Genomic DNA, 14696 nt, shown 5'->3' on the forward strand with positions numbered 1-14696 from the left:
TATGCGCCCGTAGCTCAATTGGATAGAGCGTTTGACTACGGATCAAGAGGTTAGGGGTTCGACTCCTCTCGGGCGCGCTTTTAATAACGGGAAGTGGCTCAGCTTGGTAGAGCACCTGGTTTGGGACCAGGGGGTCGCAGGTTCAAATCCTGTCTTCCCGATATTCCCAAAAACATGGGGCCTTAGCTCAGCTGGGAGAGCGCCTGCCTTGCACGCAGGAGGTCAGCGGTTCGATCCCGCTAGGCTCCACTTTATTTATTATATGTCTCGGAGGTATACCCAAGTTCGGCTGAAGGGATCGGTCTTGAAAACCGACAGGCGGTGAGAATCGCGCGGGGGTTCGAATCCCTCTACCTCCTCCATTTTCTTTTAAAATGGTTTAGACATAAATAATAAAATATTTTTTCCTTCATGGAGGTATACCCAAGTTCGGCTGAAGGGATCGGTCTTGAAAACCGACAGGCGGCGAGAGTCGCGCGGGGGTTCGAATCCCTCTACCTCCTCCATTTTTTCTAAAGTAAATATTTTATCATCGCGGGGTGGAGCAGCACGGTAGCTCGTCGGGCTCATAACCCGAAGGTCGCAGGTTCAAATCCTGTCCCCGCAACCAAATGGTCCCGTGGTGTAGTGGTTAACATGCCTGCCTGTCACGCAGGAGATCGCCGGTTCGACCCCGGTCGGGACCGCCATTTATGTTTGGCTCGGTAGCTCAGTCGGTAGAGCAGAGGACTGAAAATCCTCGTGTCGGCGGTTCGATTCCGTCCCGAGCCACCATTTTTTTATGCCGACTTAGCTCAATTGGTAGAGCAACTGACTTGTAATCAGTAGGTTGGGGGTTCAAGTCCTCTAGTCGGCATCCTTTAGGGGCATAGTTTAAAGGTAGAACTGAGGTCTCCAAAACCTCCAGTGTGGGTTCGATTCCTACTGCCCCTGTAAAGTATATGGGCCTATAGCTCAGCTGGTTAGAGCGCACGCCTGATAAGCGTGAGGTCGATGGTTCGAGTCCATTTAGGCCCACCATATATTATTCCGCAGTAGCTCAGTGGTAGAGCTATCGGCTGTTAACCGATCGGTCGTAGGTTCGAGTCCTACCTGCGGAGCCATGGCCCGTTGGTCAAGTGGTTAAGACACCGCCCTTTCACGGCGGTAACACGGGTTCGAATCCCGTACGGGTCATAAAAAAAGAGTCAGCAATATGCTGACTCTTTTTTATTGTGCGTTCATTCTCCTTTATCAACTGATTTTCCTGAAATAAATAAAGGGATTTAGGAAAAGCTATGGTATGTATAAAAAGGAGGAGATACAAATGACACGAGTGAGAGACTTGATGAGCACTCATATTGTACAGTGTACACCGTTAGACAATGTATATGAAGCTGCTGTGAAGATGAAAGAAGAATCGATTGGATTGATCCCGGTTGTTGAAAATGAACAAGTTGTTGGTCTTGTTACGGACCGAGATTTAGTTGTTCGAGGGATTGCTGAAAAACATCCTGGATCTAATAAAATTACAAATGTAATGACAACAAACATTGTTTCAGTTTCTCCAGATGATTCTATTGAAAAGGCTACAGAGTTAATGGCGCAGTATCAAATTAGACGATTGCCAGTAGTTGAGAGTGGTCAACTCGTTGGGATGTTAGCACTAGGAGATTTAGCTATAAAAGAATCGGCAGATGATCAAGCGGGATTTGCTTTAAGTGAAATATCAGAGCATACGGAATGAAGTGAGACTTTAGTTAGTGGAATACGTTACGTATAAAAATCAGATACATTATTCTAGTATATAGGGTTAAGCTAATATGTTAGCATGATGTATCTGAGCCATTATATAATAAGTATACAGTGAGTAATTTCGACAGTTTATTTAAATTTGTCATTCCTAATTATAAATAAGAGAAAAAATGATATACTGATAGATATAAGTATTATGATTGATTTCGAATATAACAATATTTATTGTTAATGATGTAATAATGGATTAATATTTCCTATGTAGACAAAAGGGAAGGGGAATTATATGAAGGCTGTACAGCGCGATCCAAATTGGAATTTGGTTACAGATACATATATAGAACCAAATAATTTCGCTGAATTATTTTCTTTGCTTGTACCTTGTCATCCAAAAGGTGAAGGGAAAGAGCGAACTATATTAGTGTGGAAAGAAAAAGAATTTTATAAAGAAGAAAATTTAGCGGCATTTATCGTATATGGAATGAATAAAGCAAAGAATTTACCGCAATTTCATAAAGACGAAATTCCAACTTTAGTACGTATTCTTCGCTTATGCCAAGAAATTGGTTGGTATGAAGAAGCGAATACTTTTATGGTAACTCAAGGGCTAGCTGAGTTTGTTCATACTTCATTGGAATATGAAACGTGGGATCTTTTGACGCAGGCGGTTGCTTTAAACTATTTAATAATTAAATATCGTATTGGTGAATTAACTGATGGGGATGTAGAAATTTGGGATAGAGTTAAATTTAATGAGAAATGTATAAAAGACTGTAAACATTTATTATCCCATAAAGAAGTATTAGAATTTACATTTTTTTATATGTGTAAGAGAGCTAAGTCACTATCAAAAGAGCAATTAAATAGTGATATGATGAGTTTAGCGATGTATTGTAATACTTTTGTTTATGACTTATATACATATGATTTATTACGAAAGTATCGTAAGTGTACAGACTTTCTATCATATTATGGACCTAGTCAAGCGGTGTTAGCTTGCCAAAGGGCTGTACTTTCTCAAATTTCAGATCGATTAGACCCACTCAAGACTACTCATGTAGATGATTATTTATATGTAATGAAAGATATGATGGAGCATATGACGATAGGGATAATGGATCGATATGATCATTTTATTGGAAAGTTATTATCATATGTGCCATTTTTTGAAATGATCCAAGTTCCACAACATGCATATTATTGTGAAGAATTATTGTATATTTGTAAGGGCATTAAATATAAAGAAGAAATATTACGCAATTATATATTTATACAATTACATGACTGTTTACCATCTTTCTTTAAACTGTTTCTTAAAAATAAGCGTTATGCAACGATTCATGATATTCTGTTCTATTGGTGTGATGATGAACAAAGAATGAGCTTAGAGAAAAAATATAATCTTAGCTTTATTTATGAAAAATATGCTTGCGGATAAAGAGCATTTTCTATATAAATTAAAAGGATCTCAATTGTGAGATCCTTTTTTATTAGTAAAGCAAGGAGAATGTAATTAAGACGAGAAATAACATTCCATAAAGGAGAAATTGTGCCGTATAGCTTCCTTGTATACCAAAAAAAGTATTTGTTTTTTTGTATAAATTCAATATATATTTTATCGGATTATCTTTGAAAGATTGGTACACAGTGTCTCCTCTTTCTAAGCTTCTTGTTCGTGTTTTTTGTTATTAGGGACATGAATGTATCTAGCTATGAATAATAAAACAGCCATAAAAAATACGGGAAATACGGTAGATAAATAAAAACCATTACTAATAATATTTGTTATTAAAGCACTTAATAGAAAGATGGCATTATAAATATGGGCAATTTTTTGTTTTAGTTGAACTTGAAAAGCTTCCATCATAATTTCTAAAGCAACAAAAGCAATGATAATAGATAAAAATACAGTATTTGTATTATAAATTACTAAGCAACAGATTAAGCCTAAAAAGGCTAAGTATTCAATTAAGAGAGGTATATTGATATTGCGTGGCATACAATTTACCTAACTAAATATGGCAGTGGGTTTACTGCATTTGTTTTTTCAAAATTCCATTCTCCATTGTGTAATTCAAAATGAAGATGTTGCCCGTATGAATGACCTGTGTTTCCCATATGACCTACTAATTGTCCAGCTTGTACTTGATCACCAGCTTGTACAGTGCGATCTTTCATGTGAGCATAGACTGTTGTATATAATTTCCCGTTTATTTGATGGGCGATGAACACAACATTGCCATAGCTAGCTGAATAATATGATTTCACGACTTTACCTGCAGCCGCCGCCTGGATAGAGACATTACCCTGAGCTGCGATATCTATACCATAATGCATTTGTTCCCAGCGCATATCAAAGGTTGAGCTAATTTTTCCTTGAGTAGGGAATTTGAAAACGGCTGGAATGGAAGTAGGTTGAGCCGTTTGAGCTTGTGATTGATTTTGCACTACATAATGCTTTGCCACGTATCCGTATCCTGTGCCAAAACGAATTTTATACCAAGTTCCTACAGTTTCCACTACTTGTAATTGTGTACCATTTTGTAATGAACCAAGTAGTGCACTACTTGTACTAGCGTTGCTACGCACATTAAGTTTAGGTGTTGCAACTGTGTATTTCGTATTATTTTGAACTGTGATGCCTTTTACTAAAGGCTGTGAACCATTAGATACGAATGCCTTTTGTACGTAACCTGTTTTGCCATTATGTAAAATTTTATACCATTCACCTTGTTCTTCTTGAATAGTAACGAATTTCCCATTTGGTAATACATCTAAAATTGAAGATTCTAAATTAGGTTCAGAACGAACGTTTAATGCATTGGCATTGACGATATATTGATTATTAGATTGAAGTTTGTTTTTTAGTAGAATAGAATCTTTTTGTACGTAACCTACTTTATTATTAACAGATACTTTATACCAGCCATTAGTTGTTTCAAGTATATTCACTTTCGTATTAAAGCGAATTGTATCAATTGATGAGCTATTTGCGTTATCTTTTGTATGTAAGGCTACTTGATCGACTTTGACATATCCAGTTTTCATATTAGATAATTGTTCAGCGTTGGCTGTTTGTACATTTGTTTCTCCCATAGAAGGAAGTAAAGAAGCAATTGCGACAGTAGTTGCTGTTAAAGCAGTAGCTTTCATATTCATATAATAGAGACCTCCTCTAGTTGTATAGTTGTAATTTTATTATAGTATAAAGATATAATATAGTGGGTGTATTCACATAAATGTAATATGAAATCAATATAAAAATAAATTTTTTGAGGATAATGATTCCTTTTTATCCAATTCATTAGGATAATAATTTCTAAGATAGAATATAAGTATTATATGGTTTTGTTATTTTGTTGACAATTGAGAAAATTAAAACAGTTGATGATGTCTTATTACGATGTTATACTGACAGTGATAATTTTATAGTTTGCTAGGAGAGCTGGTGTTGCCAGCTGAGAGTAAGGCCTTAAGTCTTTGATCCTTTTTATTACCTGATCTAGATTATGCTAGCGTAGGGAAGCAATTCGGACACTAACAATGAGTCCCCGTTTCTTTGCGTATAGAAACGGGGCTTTTTTATTTGAAAATTTCATATTGAAACCACTAGGGGTGCTTGTTGTGCTGAGAGAGGAATAATCCTTAACCCTTACAGACCTGATCTAGGTAATACTAGCGAAGGGAAGTGGAGCAACGAATAAATTATAATTTTATTTGCTGTAACCACTTCTTATTTAGAAGTGGTTTTTTATTTAGATATATAAATTGAAAGGGGATAGAGAAATGAAATTTTGCGATAGATTATTAGAAACTGTACAACCAGTTTGGGAGATGAGTCATAATCATCCATTTGTTGTAGGTATGGGGGATGGTACGTTAGAAAAAGATAAGTTTCAGTATTATATTATTCAAGATTATTTATACTTGTTAGATTATGCAAAGTTATATGCGATCGGTGTTGTAAAGGCAACAAATCCACAAGTTATGGGGAAATTTGCTGAACAAATTGATGGGATATTAAATGGAGAAATGACAATTCATAAACAGTATGCAAAAAGACTTGGAATTTCTATAGAGGAGATAGAGTCTGCAAAGCCATCTGCTAAAAATTTAGCTTATACAAATTACATGATGTCTGTATCTCAAAATGGCACACTTGCGGAATTAATAGCAGCACTTCTTCCATGTATGTGGAGCTACTGGGAGATTGGAAAGCGTTTAAATGATATTCCTGGAGCAAGAGATCATGAGTTCTTTGGTGAGTGGATTCAAGGCTATAGCTCTGAAGAATATGGCAACCTTTGTGTTTGGTTAATCGATTTATTAAATGAAATGGCAGTTGGAAAGTCTGAAAAAGAGCTAGATCGATTAGAGGAGATTTTCCTATATTCCAGTCGATTTGAATATTTATTCTGGGATATGTCCTACCGTAAGGAGATGTGGGGATTTGAGGAGCAAGAACATACTACAGTTTCATAATGTTTCTTTTCATTATGAGGAGAAGCCAATCATTAATGAATTAAATGCTTCTATACAAGATAAAGAGTTTGTAAGCATTATCGGACCGAGTGGATGCGGGAAAAGTACTTTATTTCGCCTTATTACAGGTTTAGAAGAAGCAAGTACGGGACAGATAGAGCTGACAGAGACAAAGAGCCATCCTGTAGGATATATGCCCCAAAAAGATATGCTCTTGCCGTGGAGAACGATTATTGAGAATGCTGCCCTGCCGTTAGAGTGCCAAGGTGTACAGAAGAAAGAAGCACAAATAAAGGCGAAGGAACTATTGCATAAATTTGGCTTACAAGGGTATGAGACAAAATATCCGAAAGATTTATCTGGTGGTATGAGACAACGTGTATCCTTTATTCGAACTTTATTAACAGGTGGGGAGATATTGCTGTTAGATGAACCGTTTAGTGCGTTGGATGCTTTAACGAAGGCCTCTTTGCAAGAATGGTTGTTTGAACAATGGAAAGAGTGGGAAAAAACAATTTTATTTATCACTCATGATGTGGAAGAAGCATTGTTTCTTTCTAATCGAATTTTAGTAGTAGAGCAGCAACCGATAACTACTTTAACCGAGAGGATTGTACCGCTTGATCATAATCGGACAAGGAAAGATTTATATAAACCAGAAGTATTAGCGCTGAAAGATGAGCTTCTTAGTATGTTGCAAAGGCAGGTACTCGTATGATGAACCGGTTGAAGGAGCTATTACCTGCTCTTACGCTTTCTAGTATTTTACTTGCTCTTTGGGAAGTAGGCGCAAGAATTGTAGATGAAATGTACATTTTACCGTCACCGTCTGCGATTGTAATGAAGATATGGAAACTAAAAGACATATTATTTACAGTTCATTTGCCAGCAACATTATATGTCGTTTTAATAGGGGTGGCTATTTCTATCGTACTTGGGGTAGGGCTAGCGATGTTAATGAATGCGAGTACATGGATGGAGAGAGCATTTTATCCATTATTAGTTGCCTCGCAAACGATTCCTATTACAGCGCTTGCTCCGCTATTTGTTTTATGGTTTGGATATACGATTTGGAGTAAGGTTGTTGTTACGGTTTTAATTACGTTTTTCCCAATTGCGGTTAATACGTATGATGGACTGCGCAGTACGAAAAAAGAATGGGAAGAGCTTTTAGTTACGTATGGGGCAACGAAAAAAGATGTTTTTCTTAAATTAAAATTGCCGTCTGCTCTTCCTTATTTTTTCTCAGCTTTAAAAATTGCAGTACCGCTTAGTGTAATTGGGGCGGCAATTGGTGAATGGCTCGGTGCACAAGCGGGGCTAGGATATTTCAGTAAGAGAATGATGACGCAGTTAGACGGGGCAGGTGTATTTGCACCCATTGTATTGTTATCATTATTAGCTATTCTCTTCGTCATACTTATTTCGTTAGTAGAAAAAAATTTCATTAGTTGGAGGAAGCATTCATGAAATTTTTAAAGCGCATCTTTGTGTTTACATTATTAGTTGCAATGATTGCTGGATGTTCGAGTAATTCAGCATCGGAAAAAAGTAAAAAAGAGAAAGAAATAACGGTCATGCTTGATTGGTACCCAAATGCGGTACATAGCTTTATTTATGCGGCAATTGAAAAAGGTTACTTTAAAGAAGAAGGAGTAAAGGTAAATATTAAATTCCCTTCTAATCCGACTGACCCATTAACGTTAGCAGCTGCAGGAAAAGTAACAGTGGGCTTATATTATCAGCCAGATGTTGTCATGGCAAAAGCAAATGAACAAATTCCAGTGAAGTCAATTGGAGCCGTCGTACGTTCACCATTAAACCATGTTGTATCGCTGAAGTCTGCAGGCATTCAATCGCCAAAAGATTTAGAGGGTAAAACAGTTGGATATTCTGGAACACCTTTAAGTGAGATGTATTTAAAAACGATGGTAAAAGAAGCTGGTGGTAATCCAGATACAGTGAAAGTAGTCGATGTTGGTTTTGATTTAGTACCAGCATTAATTACGAAAAAAGTGGATGCGGTAACAGGGGCATACATTAACCATGAAGTACCTGTTATGCGTCATGAAGGTCATGAACCAGCATACTTTAATCCAGCAGATTACGGTGTACCGAATTATCATGAGCTTGTATTTGTAACAGGTGATAAAACGTTGAAAAAAGATAAAGAAGCGTTGCAAGCTTTCTTACGTGGTACGAAAAAAGGTTATGATTTCATGAAGAAAAAACCAGATGAAGCATTAAATATTTTATTAAATCATCAAGAAAAAGAAAACTTCCCACTTGTACCAGAAGTTGAAAAAGAAAGTATGAAAATTTTATTAGAGAAAATGGAAACGAAGGATGAACCATTTTTATCAGATTCAAAAGAGTCATGGGAGAAACAAAATAAATGGCTGAAAGATAAAGGAATGACGAAAGAAATCGTTCCGGCCGATGAGTTATTCGAAAACATTTTAAAGTAGGCGAATGAATATGAAAAATGAGCTTCATGTAATCTCAAATGGTCACATGTCATTCGAAGAGTTAGTGAATGTAGCGATGCAAATTGAAAGTGAAATTGATTATTTGCATATTCGTGAGCGTGAGAAAAGCACGAAGGAATTGTATGAAGGTGTGGAAAGTCTTTTGAAGAAAGGCTTTCCAGCATCAAAAATAGTGATAAATGATCGAATTGATATTGCTATTTTATTAAACATTCCGCGCGTGCAGCTAGGATATCGAAGCGCAGATGTAAGGTCAGTGAAAGAAAAGTTTTCTTATTTGCATGTCGGTTATTCTGTACATTCTTTAGAAGAGGCGATTGATGCATTTAAGAATGGCGCGGATTCACTCGTTTATGGTCATGTATTTCCGACAGATTGTAAAAAAGGTGTGCCAGCGAGAGGGCTTGAAGAAATTTCAGACATTGCAAAGTGTTTATCCATACCGATTACAGCAATTGGAGGAATCACTCCGGAAAACACTGGAGATGTTCTTGCTAACGGCGTCAGTGGTATTGCTGTTATGTCTGGGATTATAAGTAGTAGTAACCCGTATAGCAAAGCGAAGTCTTATAAGGAATCAATAAGAAAGTGGGCGGAAAAACATGTGTAAGAAGTATGATGTAGCGATAATTGGCGGTGGTGTAATTGGTAGTTCAGTTGCACATTTTCTAGCAGAAAGAGGACATAAAATAGCGATTGTAGAGAAGCAACAGATTGCATCTGAAGCCTCGAAAGCAGCCGCTGGTTTACTTGGGGTGCAGGCAGAATGGGATGAGTATGACCCGCTATTTGAACTTGCTAGAGAAAGCCGTGCTATATTTCCACAACTTGCAGAAGTTTTACGTGAAAAAACAGGAATTGATATTGGGTATGAAGAGAAAGGCATTTATCGCATTGCTCAAAATGAAGAGGAGAAGGAAAGAATTCTTCATATTATGGATTGGCAGCAGAAAACCGGTGAAGATTCTTACTTTCTGGCGGGAGATCGTTTACGAGAGAAAGAGCCGTATTTATCTGAGTCAATTATAGGGGCTGTATATTATCCAAAAGATGGTCATGTTATTGCACCAGAGCTTACGAAAGCATTCGCACATTCCGCATCATTTTCGGGTGCTGATATATATGAACAGACAGAAGTGTTTGATATTCGTATTGAAAATAATAAAGTGACTGGAATTGTGACAAGCGAAGGTATGATCACTTGCGAGAAAGTTGTTATTGCAGGTGGCTCATGGAGCACGAAGTTACTAGGTTATTTTCACCGCGAATGGGGTACATATCCGGTTAAAGGAGAAGTAGTAGCGGTAAGAAGTAGAAAACCACTTTTAAAGGCGCCTATTTTCCAAGAAAGATTTTACATTGCACCAAAGCGCGGCGGACGTTACGTAATTGGAGCAACGATGAAGCCTCGTACGTTCAATAAAACTGTGCAACCAGAAAGTATTACTTCTATATTAGAGCGCGCGTATACAATATTGCCTGCTTTAAAAGAAGCTGAATGGGAAAGTGCATGGGCAGGATTAAGACCACAATCGAATCATGAAGCTCCTTATATGGGAGAGCATGAAGAAATAAAAGGTTTATATGCTTGCACGGGCCATTATCGAAACGGTATTTTATTAAGTCCTGTTTCTGGTCAATATATGGCTGATTTAATAGAAGGAAAGCAGGAGAATCACTTGCTAGATTCATTGCTTTCTAAAACAGTTTAGAAAGGGGATGGAAGTTTGAATTTAAAAATTAATGGTAATCAAATTGAAGTGCCAGAGAGTGTGAAAACAGTAGCTGAGCTACTTACACATTTAGAGTTAGATAACAGAATTGTTGTAGTAGAGCGTAATAAAGATATTTTACAAAAAGATGATCATACAGATACATCTGTTTTTGATGGAGACCAAATTGAGATTGTAACTTTCGTAGGAGGCGGTTGATTATGTTAAACATTGGACCATTTTCATTTCATTCTAGACTTTTATTAGGAACAGGAAAATTCCCTGATTTTGATGTGCAGCAAAAGGCAATTGATGTATCTGAGGCTGAGGTTTTAACGTTCGCAGTACGTCGTATGGATATATTTGATGCAAAGCAGCCTAATTTATTAGAGAAACTTGATGTGAAAAAATATACGTTATTACCGAATACTGCCGGAGCAAAAAATGCTGAAGAAGCTGTTCGTATTGCAAAATTAGCAAAAGCTTCAGGGCTTTGCGACATGATAAAGGTAGAAGTTATTGGTGATGATAGAACGTTATTACCTGATCCAGTAGAGACGTTAAAGGCATCTGAAATGTTACTAGAAGAAGGATTTATCGTACTTCCGTACACATCTGATGATGTTGTATTAGCACGTAAATTACAAGAACTTGGCGTGCATGCGATTATGCCAGGAGCATCTCCAATTGGATCAGGACTTGGTATTGTAAATCCATTGAATTTGAGCTTCATTATTGAACAAGCGACAGTACCAGTTATCGTTGATGCTGGTATTGGTAGCCCGGCTGATGCGGCATTTGCGATGGAATTAGGAGCAGATGGCGTGTTATTAAATACAGCTGTATCAGGAGCAAAAGATCCTATTAAAATGGCACAAGCAATGAAATTAAGTATTGAGGCAGGCCGTTTAGGATTTGAAGCAGGTCGTATTGGACGTAAGCGTTGTGCAACGGCAAGTAGTCCTTTAGAAGGAATGAGCGTAGTTGAATAATCGATATTCTCGCCAAGAACTATTTTCTCCAATTGGAGAAGAAGGACAGCAAAAGATAAGGGAAAAGCATGTGCTTATTATCGGCGCAGGTGCATTAGGTAGTGCAAATGCAGAAATGTTTGTAAGAGCTGGTGTTGGTACAGTAACGATTGTTGATCGAGATTATGTCGATTGGAGTAATTTACAAAGGCAGCAATTGTATGCAGAGAGTGATGTAAAAAATAATCTTCCGAAAGCTGTAGCAGCGAAGAAGCGTCTAGAAGAGATTAATAGTGAAGTAAGAGTAGAAGCGCTCGTTCAAGATGTAACAGCTGAGGAGTTAGAAGAACTCGTTACAAACGTTGATGTAATGATTGATGCAACTGATAATTTCGAAACGCGTTTCATTGTGAATGATATAGCACAAAAACATTCTATTCCATGGATTTACGGAGCATGTGTAGGGAGTTACGGCCTTTCTTACACAATTCTTCCTAGTAAAACGCCATGTTTATCTTGTTTATTACAATCGATTCCGCTTGGCGGGGCGACATGTGATACAGCGGGGATTATATCACCTGCTGTATCTCTCGTCGTTTCTCATCAAGTAACGGAAGCTCTTAAACTGTTAGTAGAAGATTACGAATCGCTTCGAGATGGACTTGTATCGTTTGATGTATGGAAGAATGAATATTCATGTATGAATGTGCAAAAGCTTCGTAAGCACAATTGTCCTTCGTGCGGAGAGAATGCCTTGTATCCGTATTTAAATAAAGATAATACATCGAAAACAGCAGTGTTATGCGGGAGAAATACAGTTCAAATTAGACCACCTCATAAAGAGGAAATAGATTTTGAACGATATAAAGAGCTGCTGAATGATCGTGTGCATGATTTAAATGTAAATCCATATTTATTATCATTTTCTGTGGAAGAAAAGAGATTAGTTGCTTTTAAAGATGGTCGTGTACTTGTACATGGAACGAAAGATATAAGCGAAGCAAAGACGATTTATCATCGCTATTTTGGATAGAAAAGGATGAGTGGGATGAAAGTAAATAAAGCTTTAACAATTGCAGGGTCTGATAGTGGCGGCGGTGCCGGCATTCAAGCAGATTTAAAAACATTCCAAGAGCTTGGTGTGTATGGGATGACGGCTATTACGGCAATTACTGCTCAAAACACGCTTGGCGTTCAAGGGGTATATCCAGTTCCATTAGAAGGTATTACGGAACAGTTGAATTCAATTGGTATGGATTTAACACCAGATGCTGTGAAACTAGGAATGTTATTTAGCAGCGAAATTATTCAAATTGTAGCAGAACATATAAAGAAGTTTTGCTGGAATAATATTGTATTAGACCCTGTTATGATTGCTAAGGGCGGTGCATCATTATTACAACAAGAAGCAGTGCAAGCATTAAAAGAATATTTATTACCAGTAGCAACGGTTATAACGCCGAATGTTCCCGAAGCAGAAGTGTTAACTGGAATGGAGATTCATAATGTTGAAGATAGTAAGGAAGCTGCGAAAGTACTGCATGAATTAGGGGCGAAATATGTACTTATGAAGGGCGGACATGCAGAATATCAAGGTAATGAAGTAGTTGATTTACTCTTTGATGGAGAAGAGTTTATCGAATTTAGAAGTGAACGAATTCCTTCAAAGCAAACGCATGGAAGCGGGTGTACATTTGCTTCAGCAGTTACAGCAGGACTTGCGAAAGGATACTCAATTGAAGAGGCAGTTCAAGAAGCAAAACAATTTATTAGTATAGCAATTGAAGAGCCGTTGAATATTGGAAATGGTCATGGACCGACGAATCATTTTGCATATAAATTGAATAAAGCACATGTATAAGTAGAAAAAAGTCAGTTATATAACTGGCTTTTTTCTGTTTACTTTTTCCGAATACAAGAGTAATATATCAGCCAGAATATATTTTTTGTAATACGCTGAGTCCAATTATATGGAGCGGAGGAACCAATTTGTGCAGTGTCACTAGGGGTGAATCTTTCAATTTTGAAAGTAGGGCTACTCTCAAAGTCCGAATCCGACAGCTAACTTCGTAAGCGTCTTGAGAGAGGACGGTGCCATGATGGATACATCACTTCATCGATCTGATTAGTATAGGGGAATATCAATCTATGTTTGAGTTCTTTTATGCTAAGGAGGATGAGGTACATGGAACTAACACTTATTTGTGTTGGAGAAGAAAGCAAGATAAGTAGTTTAAGAGATTTAGTAGCATTTCAACATGAGTTAATTATTTTTACAGCGAATGAAGAGATAGCGGCTGAAGTTAGGGATTGTGGATTTGATTGGACGTATAGTTGTAGTAAGGAGCAGGATTTTACTAGTATTTGTGAGTGTATTAAAAAGGTGATTTTACTAGGGGATGAGCTTCCAATCGTTAGCTTCTTTACAGAACACATTCGCTTTTCTTTTCAGGCACCTATTACTGTTGTTACAAGGAATAAACGATATCCAGCGAGGCTCTATGAAACAATGGGAGCTACATTTGTCGTGTTTACGAATTGTGATAATATTACTTTTTTATTTTTTGAATAGGGCGGGGGAAAAGAAGATGAAAGTGTTGTTACTAGGAGATATAGCGAATCGTTGGGCGGTATCGGTAGAGCGAGTTCAAGAATTGGTGGTACTGGATCCTATTTTTCCAAGGCCCTATATCATATTGCCATCTAAAGATGCTTTATATTTAAAAACAGATGTTATCGAATATGAGCAGCTACATGCAGAATTGTCACAAGTTTATATTCGTGGGAGAAATTTACGTGCTTTTTTACGAGGAGAATAAATAGTGAATAAAAAAAGAGCGAATGCTAAGTGCAACAAGCTATGCACTTCATGTCATTCGCTCTTTTTATTTCGTATTTAAAAGGTCATTTCTGTGAAAAAGAAAGAAAAGACGAGAAAACAGGTGAAAGAATATTAATAACACTTAATGTAAGCGTTTAAATAGGTGTTTATTTTCTTATTTTAGGTAATTTGCCTCTTTACAAGTTAAATATAGAGGAGTATATTTACTCTCATAAATCATTCATAAAATTTCCAAAAAAACCTAAAATCGCTGAGTTCCAGAAATGGAGCGGGGGAACCAATTTTGTGCATCGTCACTTGGGGTGAATCTTTCAGTTTTGAAAGTAGGGCTACTCTTTAGGCCCGAATCCGACAGCTAACCTCGTAAGCGTTTAGAGAGGAGGTTTACTTTGTGTTGTTCATTTCGAACACTAAGTAGAGCTTAGTGTTCTTTTTTTGATTATCCAATGGTAATTTTTTACAAAAG

Annotated in this window: 16 protein-coding genes, 13 tRNA genes and 4 riboswitches; of the genes, 27 read left to right on the forward strand and 2 right to left on the reverse strand. The window is 37.2% G+C overall.

From position 1 onward, the window contains the following. The first annotated feature begins 3 nt into the window (after window positions 1-3). The 15 genes from PDK19_RS06815 to PDK19_RS06885 all read left to right on the forward strand — a co-directional run bounded on the left by PDK19_RS06815 (window position 4) and on the right by PDK19_RS06885 (window position 3172). Window positions 4-77, forward strand: a tRNA-Arg gene (locus PDK19_RS06815). A 10-nt stretch (window positions 78-87) separates the two neighbouring features. Further along, window positions 88-161, forward strand: a tRNA-Pro gene (locus PDK19_RS06820). A gap of 15 nt (window positions 162-176) precedes the next feature. Beyond that, a tRNA-Ala gene (locus PDK19_RS06825) sits at window positions 177-249 on the forward strand. Between the two features lie 20 nt (window positions 250-269). Further along, a tRNA-Ser gene (locus PDK19_RS06830) sits at window positions 270-362 on the forward strand. Window positions 363-413: 51 nt separating this feature from the next. After that, window positions 414-506: transfer RNA gene (locus PDK19_RS06835), tRNA-Ser, on the forward strand. 27 nt (window positions 507-533) lie between these two features. After that, a tRNA-Met gene (locus tag PDK19_RS06840) sits at window positions 534-610 on the forward strand. A gap of 3 nt (window positions 611-613) precedes the next feature. Beyond that, window positions 614-689 (forward strand) — tRNA-Asp (locus PDK19_RS06845). A 9-nt stretch (window positions 690-698) separates the two neighbouring features. After that, window positions 699-774 (forward strand) — tRNA-Phe (locus tag PDK19_RS06850). Window positions 775-783: 9 nt separating this feature from the next. Further along, window positions 784-856 (forward strand) — tRNA-Thr (locus tag PDK19_RS06855). Between the two features lie 6 nt (window positions 857-862). Next, window positions 863-933 (forward strand) — tRNA-Trp (locus PDK19_RS06860). A gap of 10 nt (window positions 934-943) precedes the next feature. Next, a tRNA-Ile gene (locus tag PDK19_RS06865) sits at window positions 944-1020 on the forward strand. Window positions 1021-1028: 8 nt separating this feature from the next. After that, a tRNA-Asn gene (locus PDK19_RS06870) sits at window positions 1029-1103 on the forward strand. 1 nt (window position 1104) lies between these two features. Next, window positions 1105-1176, forward strand: a tRNA-Glu gene (locus PDK19_RS06875). A gap of 130 nt (window positions 1177-1306) precedes the next feature. Beyond that, window positions 1307-1726 carry a CBS domain-containing protein gene (locus PDK19_RS06880; protein ID WP_014893304.1) on the forward strand — a complete coding sequence of 140 codons (420 nt, stop codon included), beginning with the start codon at window positions 1307-1309 and terminating at the stop codon, window positions 1724-1726. Window positions 1727-2020: 294 nt separating this feature from the next. Continuing rightward, complete coding sequence (locus tag PDK19_RS06885) at window positions 2021-3172, forward strand: DUF3965 domain-containing protein (protein WP_014893303.1); 1152 nt, start codon at window positions 2021-2023, stop codon at window positions 3170-3172. A 222-nt stretch (window positions 3173-3394) separates the two neighbouring features. On the opposite strand, the gene PDK19_RS06890 is transcribed toward PDK19_RS06885, so the two are convergent. Both PDK19_RS06890 and PDK19_RS06895 read right to left on the reverse strand, forming a co-directional pair. Next, window positions 3395-3733: a hypothetical protein gene (locus PDK19_RS06890; RefSeq protein WP_001137811.1), complete on the reverse strand. Its 339-nt coding sequence runs from the start codon at window positions 3731-3733 to the stop codon at window positions 3395-3397. A gap of 5 nt (window positions 3734-3738) precedes the next feature. Next, on the reverse strand, window positions 3739-4893 hold the full coding sequence (locus tag PDK19_RS06895; protein WP_001056047.1) for an SH3 domain-containing protein: 1155 nt from the start codon (window positions 4891-4893) through the stop codon (window positions 3739-3741). Between the two features lie 269 nt (window positions 4894-5162). Further along, window positions 5163-5275: riboswitch (TPP riboswitch) on the forward strand. Between the two features lie 60 nt (window positions 5276-5335). Then, window positions 5336-5438: riboswitch (TPP riboswitch) on the forward strand. An 82-nt stretch (window positions 5439-5520) separates the two neighbouring features. Here PDK19_RS06895 and tenA point away from each other — a divergent pair. The 12 genes from tenA (at window position 5521) to PDK19_RS06955 (ending at window position 14207) form a co-directional block, all read left to right on the forward strand. Beyond that, complete coding sequence (gene tenA, locus PDK19_RS06900) at window positions 5521-6216, forward strand: thiaminase II (RefSeq protein ID WP_000666831.1); 696 nt, start codon at window positions 5521-5523, stop codon at window positions 6214-6216. Next, window positions 6185-6934 (forward strand): ABC transporter ATP-binding protein, encoded by a 750-nt coding sequence (locus PDK19_RS06905; RefSeq protein ID WP_001256825.1) that lies wholly within the window; start codon window positions 6185-6187, stop codon window positions 6932-6934. Before tenA ends, PDK19_RS06905 begins: the two co-directional genes overlap by 32 nt. Next, complete coding sequence (locus tag PDK19_RS06910; RefSeq protein WP_270706942.1) at window positions 6934-7686, forward strand: ABC transporter permease; 753 nt, start codon at window positions 6934-6936, stop codon at window positions 7684-7686. Before PDK19_RS06905 ends, PDK19_RS06910 begins: the two co-directional genes overlap by 1 nt. Then, on the forward strand, window positions 7683-8684 hold the full coding sequence (locus tag PDK19_RS06915) for an ABC transporter substrate-binding protein (RefSeq protein WP_000670437.1): 1002 nt from the start codon (window positions 7683-7685) through the stop codon (window positions 8682-8684). Before PDK19_RS06910 ends, PDK19_RS06915 begins: the two co-directional genes overlap by 4 nt. A 10-nt stretch (window positions 8685-8694) precedes the next feature. Then, window positions 8695-9315 (forward strand): thiazole tautomerase TenI, encoded by a 621-nt coding sequence (gene tenI / locus PDK19_RS06920; protein ID WP_000787178.1) that lies wholly within the window; start codon window positions 8695-8697, stop codon window positions 9313-9315. Further along, window positions 9308-10417 carry a glycine oxidase ThiO gene (gene thiO / locus PDK19_RS06925; protein ID WP_000335168.1) on the forward strand — a complete coding sequence of 370 codons (1110 nt, stop codon included), beginning with the start codon at window positions 9308-9310 and terminating at the stop codon, window positions 10415-10417. Before tenI ends, thiO begins: the two co-directional genes overlap by 8 nt. Window positions 10418-10432: 15 nt before the next feature. Further along, window positions 10433-10636, forward strand: a complete 204-nt coding sequence (gene thiS / locus PDK19_RS06930; protein WP_001049505.1) for a sulfur carrier protein ThiS — start codon at window positions 10433-10435, stop codon at window positions 10634-10636. A 2-nt stretch (window positions 10637-10638) separates the two neighbouring features. Beyond that, a complete protein-coding gene (thiG, locus tag PDK19_RS06935; protein WP_000931996.1) occupies window positions 10639-11409 on the forward strand; it encodes a thiazole synthase in 771 nt (256 codons plus the stop codon). Then, window positions 11402-12421: a thiazole biosynthesis adenylyltransferase ThiF gene (gene thiF, locus PDK19_RS06940; RefSeq protein ID WP_001065440.1), complete on the forward strand. Its 1020-nt coding sequence runs from the start codon at window positions 11402-11404 to the stop codon at window positions 12419-12421. Before thiG ends, thiF begins: the two co-directional genes overlap by 8 nt. Before the next feature lie 6 nt (window positions 12422-12427). Beyond that, a complete protein-coding gene (thiD, locus tag PDK19_RS06945; protein WP_139303015.1) occupies window positions 12428-13249 on the forward strand; it encodes a bifunctional hydroxymethylpyrimidine kinase/phosphomethylpyrimidine kinase in 822 nt (273 codons plus the stop codon). A gap of 83 nt (window positions 13250-13332) precedes the next feature. Continuing rightward, a riboswitch (cyclic di-AMP (ydaO/yuaA leader) is annotated at window positions 13333-13480 on the forward strand. A gap of 93 nt (window positions 13481-13573) precedes the next feature. Beyond that, complete coding sequence (locus PDK19_RS06950) at window positions 13574-13960, forward strand: hypothetical protein (RefSeq protein ID WP_014893302.1); 387 nt, start codon at window positions 13574-13576, stop codon at window positions 13958-13960. Window positions 13961-13976: 16 nt separating this feature from the next. After that, the gene (locus PDK19_RS06955) at window positions 13977-14207 is read left to right on the forward strand and encodes a hypothetical protein (protein WP_000866315.1); all 231 of its coding nucleotides are present in this window, start codon (window positions 13977-13979) and stop codon (window positions 14205-14207) included. A 261-nt stretch (window positions 14208-14468) separates the two neighbouring features. Then, window positions 14469-14614: riboswitch (cyclic di-AMP (ydaO/yuaA leader) on the forward strand. The last annotated feature ends 82 nt before the right edge of the window (window positions 14615-14696 follow it).

Origin of the sequence: Bacillus cereus group sp. BcHK124, assembly GCF_027712065.1 — a bacterium.
Taxonomy (GTDB): Bacteria; Bacillota; Bacilli; order Bacillales; family Bacillaceae_G; genus Bacillus_A; species Bacillus_A pacificus.